At 35.9% G+C, this 21,583-nt stretch carries 16 protein-coding genes and 5 tRNA genes; 4 read left to right on the top strand and 17 right to left on the bottom strand.

The window, feature by feature from the left end; genetic code table 11:
* Positions 1-63: 63 nt before the first annotated feature.
* From purD to ACGH47_RS00725, 10 genes are all read right to left on the bottom strand, one after another.
* A complete protein-coding gene (gene purD / locus ACGH47_RS00680) occupies positions 64-1,359 on the bottom strand; it encodes a phosphoribosylamine--glycine ligase (protein WP_411622379.1) in 1,296 nt (431 codons plus the stop codon).
* Positions 1,360-1,404: 45 nt separating this feature from the next.
* Positions 1,405-2,997: a bifunctional phosphoribosylaminoimidazolecarboxamide formyltransferase/IMP cyclohydrolase gene (gene purH, locus ACGH47_RS00685; RefSeq protein ID WP_411622380.1), complete on the bottom strand. Its 1,593-nt coding sequence runs from the start codon at positions 2,995-2,997 to the stop codon at positions 1,405-1,407.
* Between the two features lie 384 nt (positions 2,998-3,381).
* Positions 3,382-4,287 carry a GTPase Era gene (era, locus tag ACGH47_RS00690; protein ID WP_411622381.1) on the bottom strand — a complete coding sequence of 302 codons (906 nt, stop codon included), beginning with the start codon at positions 4,285-4,287 and terminating at the stop codon, positions 3,382-3,384.
* On the bottom strand, positions 4,284-4,964 hold the full coding sequence (gene rnc / locus ACGH47_RS00695; RefSeq protein WP_267350575.1) for a ribonuclease III: 681 nt from the start codon (positions 4,962-4,964) through the stop codon (positions 4,284-4,286). Before rnc ends, era begins: the two co-directional genes overlap by 4 nt.
* 5 nt (positions 4,965-4,969) lie before the next feature.
* The gene (lepB, locus tag ACGH47_RS00700) at positions 4,970-5,971 is read right to left on the bottom strand and encodes a signal peptidase I (RefSeq protein WP_411622382.1); all 1,002 of its coding nucleotides are present in this window, start codon (positions 5,969-5,971) and stop codon (positions 4,970-4,972) included.
* Positions 5,972-5,991: 20 nt separating this feature from the next.
* Complete coding sequence (gene lepA, locus ACGH47_RS00705) at positions 5,992-7,788, bottom strand: translation elongation factor 4 (RefSeq protein WP_065559570.1); 1,797 nt, start codon at positions 7,786-7,788, stop codon at positions 5,992-5,994.
* A 155-nt stretch (positions 7,789-7,943) separates the two neighbouring features.
* Entirely contained in the window at positions 7,944-8,930 is a 987-nt protein-coding gene (locus ACGH47_RS00710) for a MucB/RseB C-terminal domain-containing protein (RefSeq protein WP_411622384.1), read from the bottom strand.
* A gap of 6 nt (positions 8,931-8,936) precedes the next feature.
* Positions 8,937-9,497, bottom strand: a complete 561-nt coding sequence (locus ACGH47_RS00715) for an RseA family anti-sigma factor (protein ID WP_267350581.1) — start codon at positions 9,495-9,497, stop codon at positions 8,937-8,939.
* A 43-nt stretch (positions 9,498-9,540) separates the two neighbouring features.
* Positions 9,541-10,113, bottom strand: a complete 573-nt coding sequence (rpoE, locus tag ACGH47_RS00720; RefSeq protein ID WP_267350583.1) for an RNA polymerase sigma factor RpoE — start codon at positions 10,111-10,113, stop codon at positions 9,541-9,543.
* Positions 10,114-10,329: 216 nt separating this feature from the next.
* Positions 10,330-12,801 carry a class I adenylate cyclase gene (locus tag ACGH47_RS00725; RefSeq protein WP_411622385.1) on the bottom strand — a complete coding sequence of 824 codons (2,472 nt, stop codon included), beginning with the start codon at positions 12,799-12,801 and terminating at the stop codon, positions 10,330-10,332.
* Positions 12,802-12,912: 111 nt separating this feature from the next.
* On the opposite strand from ACGH47_RS00725, the gene ACGH47_RS00730 reads away from it, so the two are divergent.
* The 3 genes from ACGH47_RS00730 (at position 12,913) to ACGH47_RS00740 (ending at position 16,389) form a co-directional block, all read left to right on the top strand.
* Positions 12,913-13,524, top strand: coding sequence for an NUDIX hydrolase (locus ACGH47_RS00730; protein WP_267350586.1), 612 nt, complete (start codon positions 12,913-12,915; stop codon positions 13,522-13,524).
* 337 nt (positions 13,525-13,861) lie between these two features.
* Entirely contained in the window at positions 13,862-14,662 is an 801-nt protein-coding gene (locus ACGH47_RS00735; RefSeq protein WP_267350588.1) for a YdgH/BhsA/McbA-like domain containing protein, read from the top strand.
* A 233-nt stretch (positions 14,663-14,895) separates the two neighbouring features.
* The gene (locus ACGH47_RS00740) at positions 14,896-16,389 is read left to right on the top strand and encodes a hypothetical protein (RefSeq protein ID WP_411622387.1); all 1,494 of its coding nucleotides are present in this window, start codon (positions 14,896-14,898) and stop codon (positions 16,387-16,389) included.
* Positions 16,390-16,601: 212 nt separating this feature from the next.
* On the opposite strand, the gene ACGH47_RS00745 is transcribed toward ACGH47_RS00740, so the two are convergent.
* The 7 genes from ACGH47_RS00745 to ACGH47_RS00775 all read right to left on the bottom strand — a co-directional run bounded on the left by ACGH47_RS00745 (position 16,602) and on the right by ACGH47_RS00775 (position 18,992).
* Positions 16,602-16,676 (bottom strand) — tRNA-Gln (locus tag ACGH47_RS00745).
* 26 nt (positions 16,677-16,702) lie between these two features.
* Positions 16,703-16,788: transfer RNA gene (locus ACGH47_RS00750), tRNA-Leu, on the bottom strand.
* A 75-nt stretch (positions 16,789-16,863) separates the two neighbouring features.
* Positions 16,864-16,938: transfer RNA gene (locus ACGH47_RS00755), tRNA-Gln, on the bottom strand.
* A 25-nt stretch (positions 16,939-16,963) separates the two neighbouring features.
* Positions 16,964-17,048 (bottom strand) — tRNA-Leu (locus ACGH47_RS00760).
* A 37-nt stretch (positions 17,049-17,085) separates the two neighbouring features.
* Positions 17,086-17,162, bottom strand: a tRNA-Met gene (locus ACGH47_RS00765).
* A 96-nt stretch (positions 17,163-17,258) separates the two neighbouring features.
* Positions 17,259-18,377, bottom strand: a complete 1,119-nt coding sequence (locus ACGH47_RS00770; protein ID WP_411599140.1) for a multifunctional CCA tRNA nucleotidyl transferase/2'3'-cyclic phosphodiesterase/2'nucleotidase/phosphatase — start codon at positions 18,375-18,377, stop codon at positions 17,259-17,261.
* A complete protein-coding gene (locus ACGH47_RS00775) occupies positions 18,378-18,992 on the bottom strand; it encodes a TIGR04211 family SH3 domain-containing protein (protein WP_411622388.1) in 615 nt (204 codons plus the stop codon).
* Positions 18,993-19,227: 235 nt separating this feature from the next.
* Between ACGH47_RS00775 and ACGH47_RS00780 the strand changes: the two genes are divergently transcribed.
* Positions 19,228-21,345: an alpha-galactosidase gene (locus tag ACGH47_RS00780; RefSeq protein ID WP_411622390.1), complete on the top strand. Its 2,118-nt coding sequence runs from the start codon at positions 19,228-19,230 to the stop codon at positions 21,343-21,345.
* Positions 21,346-21,583: the final 238 nt, after the last annotated feature.

Consider the following 21,583-nt stretch of genomic DNA (forward strand, 5'->3'; position numbering starts at 1 on the left):
CATCAAAACCGAATCTAATTCGGCATTTTTAAGTCCATAAATGATATAAATTCAATCTTTTACTCATCTATTTAGTGTTTTTTCACGCTCAATAGCTCGATAACCGATATCATGACGGTAAAAACAGCCATGCCAATGGATTTTATCAACTTGTTGATAAGCACGTTGCTGAGCTTCCAATACTGTATCGCCTAAAGCGGTGACACAAAGCACACGACCACCGTTAGTTAACACATGCCCTTTTTCAAAACTGGTACCTGCATGGAACACTTTACAATTAGATGTTGATTCGGTAGGTAAACCCATGATTGTATCTTGAGTATTATATTCACCTGGATAACCACCAGCCGCCATAACGACACCTAATGCAGGTCTTCTATCCCACTTGGATTTAACCTTACTTAATTGACCATTTACCGCCGCCAAACATAACTCAATCAAGTCTGATTGCATACGCATCATAATGGGTTGGGTTTCGGGATCGCCAAAGCGACAATTAAATTCAATTACTTTAGGATTACCCTGTTTATCAATCATCAAGCCTGCATACAAAAAGCCAACATAAACATTGCCTTCTTGAGCCATGCCATTTACAGTTGGATAGATAATTTGTTCCATAACTTTGGTAAACACGTCATCTGTCACAACAGGTGCTGGAGAGTAAGCGCCCATTCCCCCCGTATTTAAACCCGTATCACCGTCACCAACTCGCTTATGATCTTGACTTGTTGCCATTGGCTCGACATGCTTGCCGTCAACCATAACAATAAAACTGGCTTCTTCGCCGGTTAAAAATTCTTCAATAACCACTCGATGACCCGCATCACCAAATGCATTACCCGCTAGCATGTCACGTACAGCATTTTCAGCTTCTTCAAGGGTCATGGCAACAATAACCCCTTTACCGGCTGCTAACCCGTCGGCTTTAATCACAATTGGGGCGCCTTTGTCACGTATATAGGCAATGGCAGGATCAATTTCAGTAAAAGTTTGATATTCAGCTGTGGGGATTTGGTGACGCGCTAAAAAATCTTTAGTAAAAGCTTTAGAACCTTCTAGCTGAGCTGCCGATTTAGTTGGCCCAAAAATGTTTAATCCAGCTTTTTGAAAACTATCAACAACACCAAGTACTAATGGGACTTCAGGCCCCACTATAGTTAAATCAATTTGCTGTTGCTGGGCAAAATTAAGTAATCCACTAATATCATTTGCTTTGATATTAATATTTTCTAAATTAGGCTCAAGTGCTGTACCTGCATTACCCGGTGCGACAAAAACTTTTGTAACCAAAGGGGACTGTGCCGCTTTCCATGCTAAAGCATGCTCACGACCACCATTACCAATAACTAATACTTTCATACCCATTCCTTTAATTTGTTCTTAACTGACATTTATATTATACGATCAATGTCTAAAATGACGCATATTAGTAAAAATCATTGCAATATTATGTTCATTAGCAGCTTGAATAACCTCATCATCACGGATAGATCCACCTGGTTGAATGACACAAGTTACCCCGACTTTAGCCGCAGCATCAATGCCGTCTCTGAATGGAAAAAATGCATCAGATGCGACCACACAGCCCGCTACTTCTAAATTTTCATCTTTCGCTTTTATACCGGCTATTTTAGCCGAATACACACGACTCATTTGTCCTGCTCCAATTCCAATGGTCATGTTGTCTTTGGCATAAACAATAGCATTGGATTTAACAAACTTAGCCACTTTCCAGCAAAACAGTGCATCAGATAGTTCTTTTTTAGTTGGTTGCCGTTTGGTCACCACTGTCAATTGATTTTCGGTGACCATACTTAAGTCATGTTCTTGAACTAACAGTCCACCATTTACTCGCTTAAAATCTAAACGACTATTCGATGATTGCGACCATTGACCACATGCTAATACACGTACATTTTTTTTCGTCTGCATTATGGCAAGTGCATCTTCATTAATTGACGGTGCTATAATCACTTCTACAAATTGGTTTTCTATAACTCTGGTTGCCGTTTTTGCATCTAAAGAACGATTAAAAGCAATAATCCCACCAAAAGCAGACGTTGGATCGGTTTTAAACGCATTTAAGTAAGCATTCAAAAGGGTGTCACTCACAGCCACTCCGCAAGGATTAGCGTGTTTGACAATCACACACGCTGGCTTATCAAATGATTTAACGCATTCAAGTGCTGCATCCGCATCCGCAATATTGTTATAAGAAAGTGCCTTACCTTGTAATTGTTTAGCTGCCGCAATTGATACGTCGTTTATATCTTCATCAATATAAAAAGCTGCTTTTTGATGTGCATTTTCACCATAACGCATGTCCTGCTTTTTGATAAATTGAAGATTCAATGTTCGTGGAAATTGTCCAGACACTTTATCGGTTTCACCATAATAAGGCGGCACTAACTGCCCAAAATAGTTGGCAATCATGCCATCATATTTTGCTGTGTGTTCAAAAGCTTTAATCGCCAAATTGAAACGATATGGGTAGCTAAGAGAATTATCTTGCTGATCAAGCAATTCAATAATGGTCGAATAGTCATTGTAATCAACAATAATAGCGACATCTTGATGATTTTTAGCCGCTGCACGTACCATGGTGGGGCCACCAATATCAATATTTTCAACGGCATCTTCTAAACGGCAATCTGATTTAGCGACGGTGTCAGCAAAGGGATACAAGTTAACCACGACCATATCAATCGGTGCAATTTGATGTTGATGCATCACATCATCATCTAAACCTCGCCGCCCTAAAATTCCACCATGAATTTTAGGATGAAGCGTTTTGACTCTTCCTTCCATCATCTCAGGAAATCCGGTATAGTCTGAAACCTCAATGACGGGAATATTGTGTTTCATAAGCAATTTAGCGGTACCGCCCGTAGAAAGAAGTTCAACGTTTCGTTGATGAAGAGCTTGGGCAAATTCGATAATACCGGTTTTGTCAGATACGCTAAGTAAAGCGCGATGAATAGGTCGAAACTGCTGCATGATGGGGCTCCGAAGTTAATACTTTAAATCCAAATCAATTGAATCGATATTATATAGAAAAGCATCATCGATGTTTAGTGATTAGTTTATATTCTGATAAATTTAATTATATCCTGCAAAGCGAATCTAGCATTTTAAGTGTAGTGTATGGAGCATTTGAAAATTTACCTTGAAAAATAGAACAAGCTTTTTTAGCTATAAAAGTGATCTGATTTTAAAAAATAAAGAGTATTGTTTGATTGGTAGTAACCGAAAAATTGATAAATAGGTAGTTTTAATGTATTCCTATCGCAATAAAATTTATTTGGTTAAAAAATGAGTTATCAATAAAGCGGAATAACCTAAACTAAATTGATAACTCATTAAATAACCAAGCAATAAGGTTTAATCGTCACTATAGCCAAGACTGCGTAATGCACGCTCGTCATCAGCCCAACCCGCTTTGACTTTAACCCATAACTCTAAATGAACCTTGGTATCAAAAAAAGATTGCATATCTTTACGTGCTTCAATCCCAATTTTTTTGATCTTTTCACCTTTATTGCCGATAACCATTTTCTTTTGACCATCACGTTCGACCAATATTAGACCATTGATTCGATACATGCCAGTTCGTTCATCAACTTTGAATTGTTCGATTTCAACGGTTACCGAATAAGGCAATTCATCCCCTAAAAAACGCATTAATTTTTCACGAATGATTTCAGATGCCATAAACCGTTGCGATCGGTCAGTAATGTAATCTTCTGGAAAATGGTGTTCACCAACCGGTAAATGTTTTTTTACAATATCTTTGATGATATCAATGCCTTCACCCTTTTCAGCGCTAATTGGTACGACATCAAGAAAATTGATTTTTTGGCTGATTTCTTGAATATGAGGTAACAATTGGGTTTTATCGGTAACATTATCAATTTTATTGATCACTAATAAAACAGGCGATTTACAATCTTTCAGTTTATTGGCAACCATTTCGTCATCATCGGTCCAGTGCGTACCTTCAACGACAAAAATCACCAACTCTACATCACCAATAGAACTACTCGCCGCTCGATTCATGAGGCGGTTAATTGCTCTTTTTTCTTCAATGTGAAGACCGGGTGTATCGATATAAATTATTTGGTCATTACCTTGAGTATCAATGCCCACTATACGATGACGTGTTGTTTGAGCTTTACGCGAGGTAATTGAAACTTTTTGACCTAATAATTGATTTAATAATGTTGATTTGCCGACATTTGGTCGACCTACAATGGCAACGAATCCACAATGTTGTGTTGTTTCTTTCATTTTATACCTAATTGATTGAGTGCTTGTTGAGCAGCAGCTTGTTCGGCTTTACGGCGACTAAGTCCTCGCCCTAAATATTGATGATCATCATTTTCAAGTTTGCATTGAATCAAAAATTCTTGCTCGTGTTTATCACCTGTAACTTCAAGGATCAAATAACAGGGACGTTCTTGATGTATACCTTGTAAGTATTCTTGAAGTCTTGTTTTTGAATCTTTTTGTTTCACGCCCGGCTTAATTTCTGCTAACCGGCTCTGATACCAAGACAGTATTAACCGCCTGACATTTTCAATATTACTATCTAAATAGATCGCACCAATAATGGCTTCAACTGCATCAGCGATAATTGATTCCCGACGAAAACCACCGCTTTTTAATTCACCTTGTCCTAAGGTCAGATAATTTCCTAAATTGAATGCTTTACCTATTTCAGCCAATGTTGTGCCACAAACTAAGCTTGCTCGCATCTGACTTAAATCGCCTTCATCTTGCTGCTTAAATCGATGAAAAAGATCGTCTGCAATGGCAAAGCTTAAAATAGAATCGCCTAGAAACTCTAGGCGTTCGTTATGTCGTTTATTCGCACTTCGATGAGTTAAGGCTAATTCAAGTAACGAAAGGTTTTGAAACTGATAGCCAATCGACTGTTGCAAAGATTTTAAATTTTTAATACTCATGGCGACTAGTGTATGCCTCCAATACGGCTAAAGCGAATCCCCGTAGGCCATTCATCGGGTTGTTTTTCAAAGCTAATCCATATTGCTGTCGCTTTACCAACGAAGTTTGATTCAGGCACGAATCCGAAATAACGGCTGTCGCCACTGTTATCACGATTATCACCCATCATAAAGTAATTGCCTTCCGGTACAACCCAAGTCGCAAGCGGTTGTCCATTTTGATGGAAGAAGTATTGAGGTTTTTCAATTATGTTTTCCGTTGTTAAAATATCGTGTGGTTTCTCACCCAGTGTTTCTTGCTGTATGTTTATATTTAATGATTCGACAGAGTTTGAATCAGCAATCCCTTTTTCTTTATACTGTTCTAAAGTATAAAAATTAGGCCCTGATTTGAATTGCTGATAAACTTGTTTCCAATTACTTAATTTTGGTTCACTGTAATGTAAATCCAGTGGTTGCGTTTTTTGCCCTACACAGTTGGTATCACTACTTTGGCAAGCAGGATAAATAAAGAGTTTTTTGTCTTGAACTGAGTAAACAATTTTATCACCAGGCAAGCCAACTACACGCTTAATTAAATCCATTTTTGAACCATCTGGGTGTTTAAAAACGGCAACATCTCCGCGTTTAGGGTGCCCTGTCGATATAATGACCGTATTAGTAATGGGATCACGCAATCCATAAGAATATTTCTGAACAGCAATAAAATCACCAATCAAAAGTGTCTGCATCATCGAACCAGACGGAATCTGAAACGGTTCATATAGAAACGAGCGGATGAAAAATACAACAAAAAGAACGGGGAAAAATGAGGCTAAATTCTCTACCCAACCTTTTGGTTTACCGACTTCAGCCAGCACTTTTCCATCGATTTCACCATTGCATTGTTTACGGACTTCCTCAACTTTACGCTGTCTTGCAGGCTTCCAGCGGTATTTTTCTAAAAACCAAAAGATACCTGTTATCAATGTTGCTATTGTTAATATGATGGCGAATGTATTAGCCATTTTTTTTCCTCTTTTACTGGTTAATCTTTACCGACATGTAAAATAGCTAAAAACGCTTCTTGTGGTAATTCAACATTACCCACTTGTTTCATGCGTTTTTTACCCTCTTTTTGCTTTTGTAAAAGTTTTTTCTTACGACTAACGTCACCACCATAACATTTTGCTAATACATTTTTACGTAATTGCTTAACGGTTGAACGAGCAATGATATGATTTCCGATTGCTGCTTGAATAGCAATATCAAATTGTTGACGTGGAATTAAATCTTTCATTTTTTCAACTAATTCGCGACCGCGATAAGGTGCATTGTCCTTATGAGTGATTAACGCTAACGCATCGACACGTTCTCCGTTAATAAGTACATCTAACCTGACCATATCGGCAACTTGGAAACGTTTGAAACTGTAATCCAATGAAGCATAACCACGAGAAGTTGACTTTAACTTGTCAAAGAAATCTAAAACCACTTCGGTCATAGGGATTTCATAGGTTAGCGCTACCTGATTTCCATGATAAACCATATGCGTTTGTACTCCACGCTTTTCAACACAAAGTGTAATAACATTGCCAAGATAAGTCTGTGGTACCAAAATGTTACACTCGGCAATAGGCTCACGCAATTCTTGAATATTGTTAACAGCAGGTAATTTAGCAGGGCTGTCAACATAGATTATCTCGTTTGACGTTGTCAGCACTTCGTAAACTACTGTTGGCGCTGTCGTAATCAAATCTAAGTTGTATTCACGCTCTAACCGCTCTTGAATGATTTCCATGTGTAATAATCCAAGGAAACCACAACGGAAACCAAACCCTAATGCACCTGAGTTTTCTGGCTCATAAAATAGCGATGCATCATTTAGGCTTAATTTTCCAAGTGCATCACGAAAGGCTTCATAATCATCCGAACTAGTCGGGAATAACCCAGCATAAACCTGGGGTTTTACTTTTTTGAACCCCGGTAATGGGTTTTCTGCTGGCGTTTTAGCAGATGTTAATGTATCACCAACAGGAGCCCCTAAAATATCTTTAATTGCACAGACAACCCAACCTACTTCACCACATTGTAAACAGGTTTTGTCGACTTGTTTTGGGGTAAATATTCCAAGGCGATCAACATTGTAAGTCATTCCTGTGCTCATCACTTTGATTTTATCCCCTTTCTTTAGTTCACCATTTTTAATGCGAATTAAAGACACAACACCAAGATAATTATCAAACCATGAATCAATTATCAATGCCTGCAAAGGTGCATTTGAATCGCCTTCAGGTGGCGGAATATCATTAACCAATTGTTCGAGTACATCAATAACCCCCACACCTGTTTTTGCTGAACAGCGAACAGCATTAGAGGCATCAATACCAACAATATCTTCGATTTCTTCTGCCACACGTTCCGGCTCAGCAGCGGGCAAATCAATTTTATTTAGCACTGGGACAACTTCAAGATTCATATCTAAAGCGGTATAACAGTTTGCCAGAGTTTGTGCTTCAACGCCTTGACCTGCATCAACCACTAACAACGCCCCTTCACAAGCCGCTAACGATCGCGATACTTCGTAAGAGAAGTCAACATGACCGGGGGTGTCAATAAAATTAAGCTGATATGTCTCACCATTTTTTGCATGATAATCGAGCGTAACACTTTGTGCTTTAATTGTTATACCACGTTCACGTTCAAGATCCATTGAATCTAAAACTTGTGCTGCCATTTCACGATCAGAAAGGCCTCCACAAATTTGTATGATGCGGTCTGAAAGTGTAGATTTACCATGGTCAATATGAGCAATAATTGAAAAATTGCGGATATTTTTATTCATATCAATAAATTATATTTTGTATTTTAGTTGTAAACAATTAACTATTTAAATACCGAATAGTGATAAACAGTATCTCATAATAATTATAAAGCTAGAAAGAGTAGCATTTTACACATTTATCACTGCTAAGCATAGCGTTATCGAGAAGTTAACCACTATTTCTCAATAATATTTTGTGCAATACGTTCTATAGTCGTTCGCGGTAGATTACCAATAATGATAATATTCTTTTTAGCAATATTGGTTGAAAAAATGGTTCGTCCACCTTGTTGGATAAACTGATTAGCCTGATTTGCTTTTTCGGAAGAAACATTGACTGTAAATGAAAAAACGCCATCTGAAAAAAGCTTTGTGGCTATATCTGAATTATAAAAATTGACATTATATGCTGCCACTTCTTTAAATCCTTTGGGTAGCCATGCTAATCGCCATGAATCGAGTACGTTTTCTTGTTTTTCAATAGATAATAAAATAGGGTAGCTTCGAGTTTCGATGTATTCCTTTACTGCTTTTTTATCAAAATTTTCGTCGAGATCGACTACTTTAAGTTGGCTGATAATTTCGCTATGTTGATCTAATAAATCTATACGAATCGGTAGGTAAATTTCATCATCAACCCAAATAACATAGCTATAACGATCTTTATCTTTTGCGACCATTTTAACCAATTGTACGCTACGATTTGCTGTCCGTGTTTTTCCTAATAAAGTAAAGTCATATACATCGGTAAGTTCATTAAAATTGTTATATATAATATCTGGGAAAGCCTCAACAATTCGTGAACTGCTTATCGAAAAGGATTCGCTATCCGGTTGGAAGTAGCTAATGACGTTTTCATGTAAAATAATTTCTCTCGCAGCACCTTCAAGATAAAGTAACAATGCTTTGACATCTTTTTTATTTTCCGCACCTAAATGCGTATATTCATATGTAGTAACGTATTGATTTTTATCTTGTGATAAAAAGTGAATTTGATAATCTTGAGTTTGCACTGCCTTGCTCATTTTATTAAGCAGAGCGACTGGATCATTATTTTCACTAGCTTGAATTGACAGGGACAATAACAGAAAAAACAGACTAGCAAATATATAGCTACTCTGTTTTATCATTGTTTGGAAATTTGAATAAAATTTTAATTTCATTTCGGATTACTGAGCATTTAACCTTTTTTGCAGTTCATAATCTTGTACAAGTAATCTGATTTTATCATATTGTCTTTTTTCTAAAAGTTGCTGATCATTTTGTTGCTGTAGTCCTCCAACAGGCGCAACATTGACACCAACAGGGATGGTATTTAAAGTTGGAATATTACTATCACTATCAGATTGACGTTGTTGATATTGTACACCCGCAATAATCGCTAAAGTAACGCAAGCAGCAAGACCAACTTGACTGACTTTTGCCATGACGTCTTTGAGACGAATCCAAATAAGATTTTGTTTATTTGGTCGCGATATTTCATCCTGATTAGGTTGATTGGTTAATTTGTTATAGATATCTTCTTTAGCAATGGCGTTTGCCACTTGTTTAGAAATATCCAAAGTTAATGCGCTACTATGCAAGTCACCACGCATTGCTTCTCTGGCAATATGATAGCGATGCCAACATGATTGAAGGCTTTCATCATTTGATATTTCATCAATGAAATGATCACTTGTAAACTCGCCATCCATAAGCAATGAAAGTTGCTCTTTCTGTTCAATTCGCATAGTAGATACCTTAAATTTATGACTACTCATTATCATTTTGTATTCAACCAATTAATGGTTTTAATTTTTCATCAATCGCATCTCTTGCTCTAAAAATGCGTGATCTCACTGTTCCAACCGGCGTATCCATTATTTCTGCAATCTCCTCATAACTTAAACCATCAATTTCACGTAATGTAATTGCTATTCTTAAATCATCAGGAAGCGCATCAATTGCTTCAAATACGGCTTTTTTAACTTCATCAGAAAGCGCTAAATTCTCAGGATTATCAAGATCCCTGAGCGAATCAGCTCCTTCATAACTTTCCGCCTCGCTTGCATCAATATCCGATGAAGGTGGTCTTCGACCTTGAGACGTTAAATAATTCTTTGCTGTGTTAACCGCTATGCGGTATAACCATGTGTAAAAAACACTTTCCCCTTTAAATAAGCTTAACGAACGATAAGCTTTGATAAAGGTTTCTTGTACAACATCTGGCACTTCAGAAGCGAGTACATAACGAGAAACCAAGTGAGACAATTTATTTTGATAACGAACCACAAGTAAATTGAACGCATTTTTATCTCCGTTTAATACACGGTCAACTAAAACTTGGTCTGTTACTTGCTCCCCCATTAAAGGCCATTCCTCATTATGTTAATAACTGTTGCTCGGCCAAAACGCTGCACTCACACAGTTAGATTCTTAAATTAAAAAAAAGTTCCATTATTTTAATAGAAATTTTATTTTGGGATCTATTAATAATTAGATTAAAGTTTTTTAAAATTAAAACCAGTTGATTTATTTAACTATTTTTCATAACACTATTGTGTAATGACATTTTAAATAATTCTAATTTAATAAAAAGATCTCACGCTTACCAGCATCATTATAGGTGATTTGGTAGAATTGAGGTAGATTAAAATTGACTGAACTACTCGTTTTAAAGGTAAAACGATCATCGGATAGCACATAAAAATCATTTATATCTTTAACCATACTCTCCTTTGTGCCGTTGCAATTACGGTAAATTTCTATTTGGTTATTTTCATTCAAAATGTAAAGATCGAATCCTGAATCGGTATCTTCAAAAAAGAATTGAATGATTCCCTCATAGGCAACACTGTCAATTTCTTTTGGTAACTCATTTGTTTGATCCAAAATATTTAACGGGCGACCTTGTACTTTATTGTTCGATACTGCCCCATAAAAATCGATTGCATTATCAAACTGATGAAAAGAGACCCCTAACCTTTCAAAAAAGAGATACCATGAAGAACCACCTATCCGTAATGGTTTAACTTGTGTCGAATTATTTTGTGTCGTGGTTAATCGTAATTCTATACATTCATCCATTAATGTTTTCATTTGTTGCTTAATTTCATTACCTAAATATTTACTGTAGCAAAAAATTTCCATAGGATTAGGTAAATCCGCATCTTTGTGCATGCGATTTAATAACGTTTTAATCGCTTCCAGTACGCACAACGCTCCGCTAAAATGTAGTACACGTATTTCATTCCATGAATTGCGATAAAGCAAATCAACTGATCCCACTAAACTTAACTCTTTTTTTCCGTAATTTAACACATTGTTGCTAAACTCAAATTCAAAATCTAGATTAGTACTAGGATCATCTTCAAGATTTAACATGATTGCTAAATGACGAATTTCACAAGGCCCATATAACTGTTCTTCCGTCGCCTTTGGAATTTCTATAGGAAAATATTCTTTTAAGTTTTCAATTAATTTATTGATTTTCGAGTTATCTCTTTTTTCACCGTTATGACAGTAAAATTGAGTTTTATCTGAGATTAAGCCATTAAAATAACACCAACCGACTAGTTTAACCAGATATTTACTATATTCTAAATATTGATGACCTGAAATTGAGTTTAATACCGGTTTTTGATTATACACATACCAACCGGCACGATTAATTCTATCTTCTTTTACGTGGATAAACGTTAATGTTTGTTCTTGCAAATTATTAGCAATATTTAACTTTAACGTCGTTATTTTTCCGGGTAATACTTCAAAAGAAGCATAAAGCTTGCGAGTTAAAATTGCCATATCTTGTGGACTAATGAGAGAATCCAAATTATTACGGCGCCCAAAATTAAGTAAATTTCGGTATCCTGTCATCATGGTTTGCAGTAATATTTCATGCATTTCTCGAACTTGCTCTATCTTCCAGGTATGACTCGCATCCAATTTAGCTAAACGCTCTGACGTCCAGCCCCACTCTTTTACCAGATCATTCAAAACGTCCCGACGCCATGAAACAGCTTTTTTTGTTTGAGAAAGTTTTTCGTTTACTTTTAGATAAAAACAGATTCTGATCAGATCCAGCCTTTCAAAATCTTTAATCTCGATTAAATATTGAGTGATCCTATCTAAAAGCATATAGTAAGAATCTAAATTTATTCCCTTTTGAGTTAGCGATTTTTGGATACATTCTCGCATTTCATAAGCTATGGGGCTATTTTGCGGATATATCCAAGAATAAGCTTCTAGTAGTAACGTTTTGAGCACCGCTTTAAAAGGAGAATCGATACTTTTGTAGAGTTGCCATAAACTGGCTCCAAAATACTCTTCAGCAGAAAGACCTGTTAAAGGTCCAAAATCGATCCACTCTTCCCGCTTAATTAGCTTTGAATCAACCAAAGCATTCACACACTGTTCATAAGTCGAATAGCTAACGTTATTCACGGTGAAGTTATAGGGCACCACAAACCATAACAAATATTTTCCTGCTAATAGTGTGGCTGTTCGATAAAATTCCTCAAGTAATAAAATGTGTTGCGCAGAACCACAATTTTCCCCCATTAAACATTCATGATGTTTATTGATGAAGCGATCCACATCAACGACAAATAAGGTTAATTTTACATTTTGTTCTTTAGCCCAATTTTCGACTAAACGACATTTTTCAATTAAGGCTTGCTTTCTTTTTTCGGATAAATTATTTTCAATACAAAGCCAAATATCTAAATCGGATTCGACTGATTGTCCAATGGAACATGTACTACCCATGGAGTAGAGTGCCGATATTTCGGGATTGTTCACATTTGGAATAGCCTCAAATTCAAAACAGTTCTTGAGTTGCAAACAAATCTCATCGGTTGTCTGGTAATAAGCGATTCCTGATGGAGTATCTTCAGCAAGATAGCCGGGCAATTTAGGGTGATGAAAATGAAAAATGGCGGGTAGCAAAGAAAATACACGTTGAAACTCAATTGACATCCCAGTCAAAGCACGTTCATGTTTTAGATGGACAAGATCTTTAAGTTCTTTTTTTATGTTATTAATATAATATAGCATAACTTTATCTGGATGAAACACGTGTACTACTAACGGACTGCCTCAATCTAACATTTTATGAGTAGAAGGTAAATAGAATAAAAAATATAAAAATTTGTTAAGTGAACTATTATGATAACAATAGAAAAAATTACGAATCAATTTAAAACAAATAGTAACGCGAGCTCGATTGATAATAAAGCTGCAGTACTTTTACCCATTATTAACGATGGCAAACAACCTCAATTGTTATTTCAGGTCAGATCGAACAAACTTAAATGGCAACCAGGCGATATCTGTTTTCCTGGCGGTCGGGTAGAATTGACTGACTTAGATCCAGAATATACCGCAAAAAGAGAAACATTTGAAGAATTAGGTATCCCAATGAGTCAAATGACTATTTTAGGAAAAATGCCTAAATTTATCGCCACATTGGGGCTAGTCATTTATCCGTTTGTTGCAAAAATAGATTCCCTTGATAATTTACAGCTTAATCGGGATGAGGTCGAACAAATATTTACCGTACCGATTGATTGGTTTATTGAAAATCCCCCGCAACAAGCTGTAATGCTAATCGGGCATAAACCATCAGATAACTTTCCTTTTCATCTATTACCAAATATCCGCTCTGACTGGCAAAAAAGATCGGAGCATAATATCTTGTATTATTCATATAATAATCGTATTATTTGGGGATTAACTGCCCAAATTTTATCTAATTTTATCAATACAATTAGTCGTTAGTTAAAATGGATAACTCGAAACCAATTTAATTATTCATTTAATTAAAGCTTTTTTTGTAGCAATTTGTAGTAATTTTAGCAATTAATGCTAAACAATATGTCCATGTAACAAAAAATCCTTGAGAATCACTCAGTAAATATTTTAAATAGATAGCGTTGTTTAATTTATCTCTCGTTAACAACTTTACGTCTGAACACTTTTGAAAGTTAAAAAAAGACAACATCTGAGAGCTACTTAAGATTTCTACACTCTCTATTAAAGATTTCATCTCTACCCATTGAATAATTGTTAAACATTGATTATTAATTTCAATCATTTAAAAAATAAGGGTATTATCATGAAACGTTTCAATAAATCATCGATCGCATTAGCTGTAGTATTATCGTTACCGTTCGTTAGTGTTTATGCTGCCTTACCTTTAACCGATGAAGAAAGTAGTAATTTAATTCCAATGAAAGAGATTTCGGTAACAGGTAATTATTTGCAAGCACAAAATGCGGAAGATGATATTTCAAAAGCAGCCGATGAAGCAGGAGCTAAGTATTATCATATTAAAGCACTTGAAGCGGCAGAAACATCAAGCTCAGCTGATTCTGCTATTGTCTATGCTGATATTTATCAATCTAATGCACCGATTGCATTAAATAAAGAAGAAACAACTTATAATGGTATAGTTGCTTATGAACGTAACAAAGCACTTTATTATTTACCATTTGAAGTTGTCAAATTTAAAGGAAGTTTTAACAACACATCTGAAATCACCACTGAAGCAAGTAAAATCGCAGCAGATAAAGATGCTTATGCATTTTATATCAGCTCTATCGAGCCTTCTAATCTAAAAAATCAATCTCAAGATGTTGAAGTGGCTTTATATAAAAAAGATGCGCCAGTAAGAGATTATATCGTTACCAAAGCAATTGAAGGTGAAGATGCTTATGAAATCAGTAGTGATGCATTTAAAACGATGAAACCTTATACCACAATTGTTTTCCATGGCGTCTTTAACAACACTACTGAAATAAGTGCTGCTGCACAGAAACATGCAATTGCAAATGGCGCTCAATTTTATTACGTGAAAGAGGTATCAACCAACCCAGCCAATACAGCACAAACAGTTTATGTTAATTTATATAAATAAAATATCTTAATTGCATTTTCCACGTGTTAGAGAACTCAATGACTTTAACCCGTGGAAAACATAAAATCTTACAATACTTAAATAGTGAATAATGCTGTTTAAATAGCCAACCTTTATCTGTTTAATAATTTATTTGTTAAAAACATATATCTAAATTCATTACAAAACATAATTTTAAGAAACACCTGATTTTTCTCATTTTCAATCACTGCATTAAAACGGTTGGGAAACGTATGTTATTAAAAAATGTTAGGATTAAACGATATATCAATGTTACGAAAAAAATATTAAAACACAGTTCTTTTGTCATCATTTTTGTTAGTTCAACAACTGATGCACTCAGTGCTAAAACAGCGCAAGTTATTCAAGGCACTGCACCTTATTTTACTCAAGCTGACAAAGTAGGGGTTGAAGGTGCTCGTGATTACGATAAAGCAAATTTTATTTATTTTGGTGTTAAATTCAAAGGTGCAACATATTCGGGAATGAATGATCTAAACATGGCGATAAAACAATCTGGATTTTCCGCCGTCGATCCAAACACAACCACACCCAATCAACTGTTAGCACTGTTAAAATCCAGTTATGGATTAGAGGGGACTATACTGCCATTTAACCCTATGTTAGTTGCCGATGATAGGAATAATGTTGCTGATGATGAAGGTGATATTCCAATTAAAATAAATCCTCCTGATGCAGGATTAAAAATCGATTGGTTTTATCGCTCTATCAATCAATCTTTTTTGTTGCTGGAATCAGATAGAAATAGAACTTTTTGTGAATTGGCTCGATTAGGTTGGAATCCCTATATTCGAATATCAGGCCCTGTTGTTTTAGTGACCGAATTTGGAGAACCAAACTTCAGAGTTTATGCATCGCCTAAACGGGACTTTTTTATTTATAATGCAATTAGACCCACCGTATGTGCAGCCAAACCTTCTATTGCTTACTCATTTGTTTTTGAAGGTCGGGATTATACAGGAGACTGGGCTAAACTAACTTGGGGTGAAAATAATGAATACACGTATGACTCTGGTCTGGTTAATAAGGTGCGTTCAAAAGGTTTTCCAACAACTGGGTTTGACCATGCTCAATTCACCATGTCTTTTGCAGGTGTTCCATTTGATTTATCCACCATTTCAACATCGACAAATTCAAATGGTGTAAATCTGACAACTAATCTTCTTAAAAACAATGATATTGATGACTACTTAGTTAATACTTCTCTGCAATTTCATTTATCCGGAAAAGCGACCGACAAGCCTACTTTTTCAATCAAGTCCAATGGGAACGAAATATACACTTTTACAATTAATAAATGGTTTGCTACGTCTGATTTGAATGCAACCACTTATGACCAAAGTGCACTAGCTTGCCAAGGCAATTATGTTGTTCCAACGATTGAAGACTTTACCAATAGTGATCAAACAATTATCACTTCTGGAGCATGTAAATCAGATAACAACTCTAACAATTGTTTGGCAATCAAGAGTAACCATTATTATCGAAAAGTTGGAAAGAGTCTTTTTGCTGAATGGGGCGATATCACCAATGAACAAAACCAGTATTACCATGCTTATCCGGGTAATAACTTTCCTAAAAATATTTTATATTGGACATCGGAAGAAAGAGATACTAATCATCAATATGCAGTGGGGCCATCTATTGGTGCGATTGAATGGTTAGCGAAAGATGAACCGATCAATTTTGTTTGTGTGCTTAAATGATAACGCGTCTGTTCGAGGATTTTGCTGTAATCATACGCTTATTTGAACTGATGATTTAAAAAATAATAGTGATAAATTAATTTTTTTAAAATATAAAATATTGAAGTTTACTGAAGCGATGCCAATTTGAACAAAATTTATTGAAATTTAAATTTAGATCTTATTGGAAAATAGAAGCGATTGATTCTTTGTAATAAGAAAAGAAGAATAAATGGCTGGGGTACCAGGATTCGAACCTGGGCATGGCGGGATCAAAACCCGCTGCCTTACCGCTTGGCTATACCCCAATATTATTCAGGAAAAAGATATCTAGTGGTACGGGTAGTGAGATTTGAACTCGCACACCTTTTCGGAACTAGAACCTGAATCTAGCGCGTCTACCAATTCCGCCATACCCGTATTGGAATACTCAAGAAAGTAACAAACAGAGATAAAACAGATTAACTAATAGATATCAAAATATGCAGATTGGAATGGCTGGGGTACCAGGATTCGAACCTGGGCGTGGCGGGATCAAAACCCGCTGCCTTACCGCTTGGCTATACCCCAATAAAGGATAACATTAAGATTAAAATGGTGCGGGTGAAGGGACTTGAACCCCCACGCCTCGCGGCGCCAGAACCTAAATCTGGTGCGTCTACCAATTTCGCCACACCCGCATGATATACTTCCGGTAAAAGTATAACTTAATCTTAATGGTGGCTACGACGGGATTCGAACCTGTGACCCCATCATTATGAGTGATGTGCTCTAACCAGCTGAGCTACGTAGCCATTTCATTCGCAACGTCATAACCAACACTGCGAGGCGCATTATGCTTGTGTTGAGGCAAATCGTCAACCCTTTTTTTTAGATATTTTAAAAAAAAGTTATGATTGATTAAGTTGCAAGCGAATCCAGTTTAATATCACTTCAATTCGCCTTTTTTGCAACTCAAGATTAATGGATTGTCCAGTAAACCCTTGAGCAATAATTTCCTGCACATTCACACTATAGGCTAAATTATAAGCATGTTCAAGATATTGAGCTTGCGGATAAGTTGCGCTTTCATTGAAAGCTTCACTGGCAATAATCAATTGCTTTAAATGATGAGGATGACGCCAAACATCAATACCATTTAATAATTCTAAAATTTGTGAAGCGCTTTGCACTGTTATATGACTAACAACCTTTCTGTATTGTTGAACTATTTTGGCAATTTTAGAAAATGAAGTTGGTGCTTTTATCTGTTTACATAAACGTTCAACGGAATCTTTACTGATTAAATCACCACATAAAACGCCAAAACGCACAGTTAACTCATGGGTAAGATTTACTGATTTTTTTAAAGCATAGATTATATTGGTCGTTAACACTAATTCAGGAAATAAAATTTGAAGTGCTCCGCATTGCTCAAGGACTTGGAAATAAATTTGTGGATTTTCGCTGGCTAATGCTTTTTCCGTTTCTTTCCACACTCTTTCAGGAGTGAGATAGCTTATTTCGCCTATGGATATCATCTCTTTCATAAGATCCATTGTTTCTTGAGCGATTGTAAATCCTAAATGATGATACCGAGCAGCAAAACGGGCTACGCGTAAAACACGTAAGGGATCTTCGCGAAAAGCACTTGAAACATGACGCAACAATCTTTGATTAATATCATCTACGCCATGGTAAGGATCGACAATATTCCCCTGCTCATCCATGGCAATAGCATTGATGGTGAGATCCCGACGAATTAAATCTTGTTCTAAGGTAATTTCTTTACTGAAATCACAAATAAAGCCACAATACCCTTTTCCTGATTTACGTTCAGTACGCGCTAAAGCATATTCTTCTTTCGTTTTTGGATGTAAAAATACCGGAAAGTCTCGACCGACTTGCTCAAAACCTAACGAAATAAGTTCTTCGGGGGTTGCGCCAACGACAACCCAATCTCGATCGAAAACTGGCAGACCTAATAATCTATCCCGAACTGCTCCACCAACAAGATAGACTTCACTCATCTAACGCATCCAACGGTCTTTTTTACTTCGGCGAGGCATAATAATAGGTAAAATAAGACCTAAGATAAGTCCACCACCTGCAACAAGACCACCATAAGTAAACCAAGTCACAATTAAGTCACGTCGCTTATCATCTACTTGATTTAACATTGAGTCTAACATTGCTGCTTGTTCTTTTACTTGTTTTTCCAATTCGATATTTTTATTTTTCAAGTTCTGAACTAATTCTTCTGTGGTTCGTAATTGTTGCACATAGTCGGTCACTAATTTCTGTTGATATTTATCCGCATTATCAACTTTATCTTTGTATTCGGCTATTTTAGCTTCCAAATAAGGAATACGCTCTTTAAGGCTTGGTGTATCGCTTAATTTATTGGTTTCGATCCATGCCACATTGCCACTTTTCAGCAGCAGCTTAGTGTATTTACCATCCGCACTTCTTTCAAGCGCATTGACTTTTGAACCACTTTTGATCGTATTTGTGAAAGCATGTTGTTGGCTAGGACCACGACGTAAGTAAACATCAACCTCATCAATAACATATTTATCAACAGCATTTGCACTAAAAGCAACTGCAATAAGAGAAATTAAGGTAAAAATATTTTGTTTCTTCATAAAATTTCAACTAATCATCCATAAATAATTACATAATAACATAAAAATTGGATATTTCGCATAATCATTTTACATTTTATGTTTCTTAATTATCCAATACTTAATTCGCCTCATCAATTGAAAACGATTACATTTTTTATGCGATCTTAATCACAGATTAAAAAATTTATTATTTAAATAAAAGAGAATAATCGCTAATTTATATTTAGCAAAGCAATTAACAATGGGAGATATTATGAACTGCCGTCTTAGCAATAAAAATTTAGATATTCTTATTCGAACAAAACCCTATGCAGAATTATGTTATTTTGGTAAACGATTACATGATGATCACATTGAAAATTATGATTTATTTATTCCGGCAGTGCCAAATTCACGCATTGATGTTCACGTCCCTTTTACTCTCTGTCCAGAAGAAGGATTAGGTAATTTTAGTACGCCAGGATTAGAAGGACACAGGAATGGAAAAGATTGGTCTCCCGTATTTGTTACCAAAGATGTAAAAAAATCAGACAATCAAATAACAATTATCAGTGAAGACAGTATTGCAAAATTACGTTTAACCAGTCAGTTTATTTTGGATGATTGTGGGGTATTGCAATGTCAAAATAGCCTGACCAACTTAGGTGAAGAACCTTATTCAGTCAATCGATTATCAATAACGCTTCCTATTCCTGAACGTGCACAAGAATTAATGGCTTTTAGTGGACGCTGGATTAAAGAATTTTTTCCTCACAGAACAAAAATTGAACATTGTAGCTATTTACAAGAAAATCGCCGAGGAAGAACTTCACATGAATATTTCCCTGGTATGATTGTTGGTACCACAGGTTTTAAAGAACAAACAGGCGAAGTATGGGGAATTCATTTAGGTTGGAGTGGTAATCATCGTATCCAAGTTGCGGTTAAAAGTAATGGTAAACGCTTTATTCAAGCCGAAGCATTATATAGCGCAGGCGAAATATCGCTTGCCCAAGGTGAAACCCTTACAACACCATGGCTATATGCCACTTACAGTGATAAAGGTTTAAATAAAATGAGTCACCACTTTCATCAATTTCTGCGTAACAATATTATTACCTTTCCACAAAATAAAGCACGTCCTGTTCATCTTAATACTTGGGAAGGTATCTTTTTTGACCATAATCCAGATTACATTATGAAAATGGCAAGTAAAGCGGCACATATGGGCGTTGAGCGCTTTATTATCGACGACGGTTGGTTTGGCAAGCGTGATGACGATTACCAAGGTTTAGGTGATTGGTACCTTGATGAACGAAAATACCCCAATGGACTTGAACCGGTTATCGAGCACGTGAAAAATTTGGGCATGGAATTTGGTATTTGGGTTGAGCCTGAAATGATCAACAAAAACTCGGATTTATATCGAGCACACCCTGATTGGCTACTTGAGTTATCGGGTTATCAACAACCTGAAGGACGTCATCAATATTTATTAGATTTGCAAAATCCTGCTGTTTTTGATTATTTACTTGAAAGATTAATATGGTTACTGGGTAGTTATGATATTGATTATATCAAATGGGATATGAATCGAGAAATTGTTCAAGCGGGTCACAATGGCAATCCAGCTATTGTTGGACAAACAAAAGCATTGTATCGTTTACTCGATATTTTACGAGAAAAATTTCCGAACATAGAAATCGAATCATGTTCATCAGGGGGGGGACGGATAGATTATGAAATATTAAAACGAACTCAACGATTCTGGACTTCAGATTCTAACGATGCATTAGACAGACAAATCATTCAACGCGGAATGAGTTATTTCTTCCCACCAGAAGTCATGGGCGCACATATTGGTGGCGCTTTGTGTCATACAACTTATCGTGAACTGAACATGAATCTTAGGGGATTAACTGCTTTATTTGGTCATATGGGCGTTGAACTTGATCCCGTAAAAGAATCAGAAGTTGAACAGCATGCATTTGCACATTATATTGGACTACATAAACAATTACGAAATTTATTGCATAGTGGTAACAATTATCGATTGGATGTTGATGACAGCAATGCAATGCAAAGTTATGGAGTAGTAAGCCAAGATAAAAAAGATGCTGCGTTTATCATTGCCCAATTAACCTTACCAACTTATGCTTTAAGTGGTAACTTACGCTTGACTGGTCTACTGCTCGAAAAACAATATTTGATTGAAATACTTGATCTACCTGATAATATTGATCCGAAAATAAATGGACATGTAATGAAAGCTCTACCTTATTGGATGGTCAACAAAACGATATTATCAGGCGACTGGTTAATGCAAATTGGACTACCTTTACCCGTTTTAGATCCTGCAACAGCAATGTTAATTAGAGTGGTAGCTCAATAAAAACTCTTGACTTACAAAGCACACAATAAATTTACAAAAAATTAATATTTTTTTGAAAATAACAAGGGGGAAAAAGGCCATAATGCAATTTTCCCTTTGTATTAAATTAAGTTTGTATGATCAGAATTTAATCGAATTATTGGCAAATAGTTTTTTTTCCTTTATTATAATTAGTTAGGAATAATAAATAGTTATAGTCAATTATTAAGAGAAACAAACTGGATCAACTAAAAGAAGT

Source organism: Gilliamella sp. CG16 (genome assembly GCF_046635785.1).
Classification (GTDB): domain Bacteria; phylum Pseudomonadota; class Gammaproteobacteria; order Enterobacterales; family Orbaceae; genus Gilliamella; species Gilliamella apicola_I.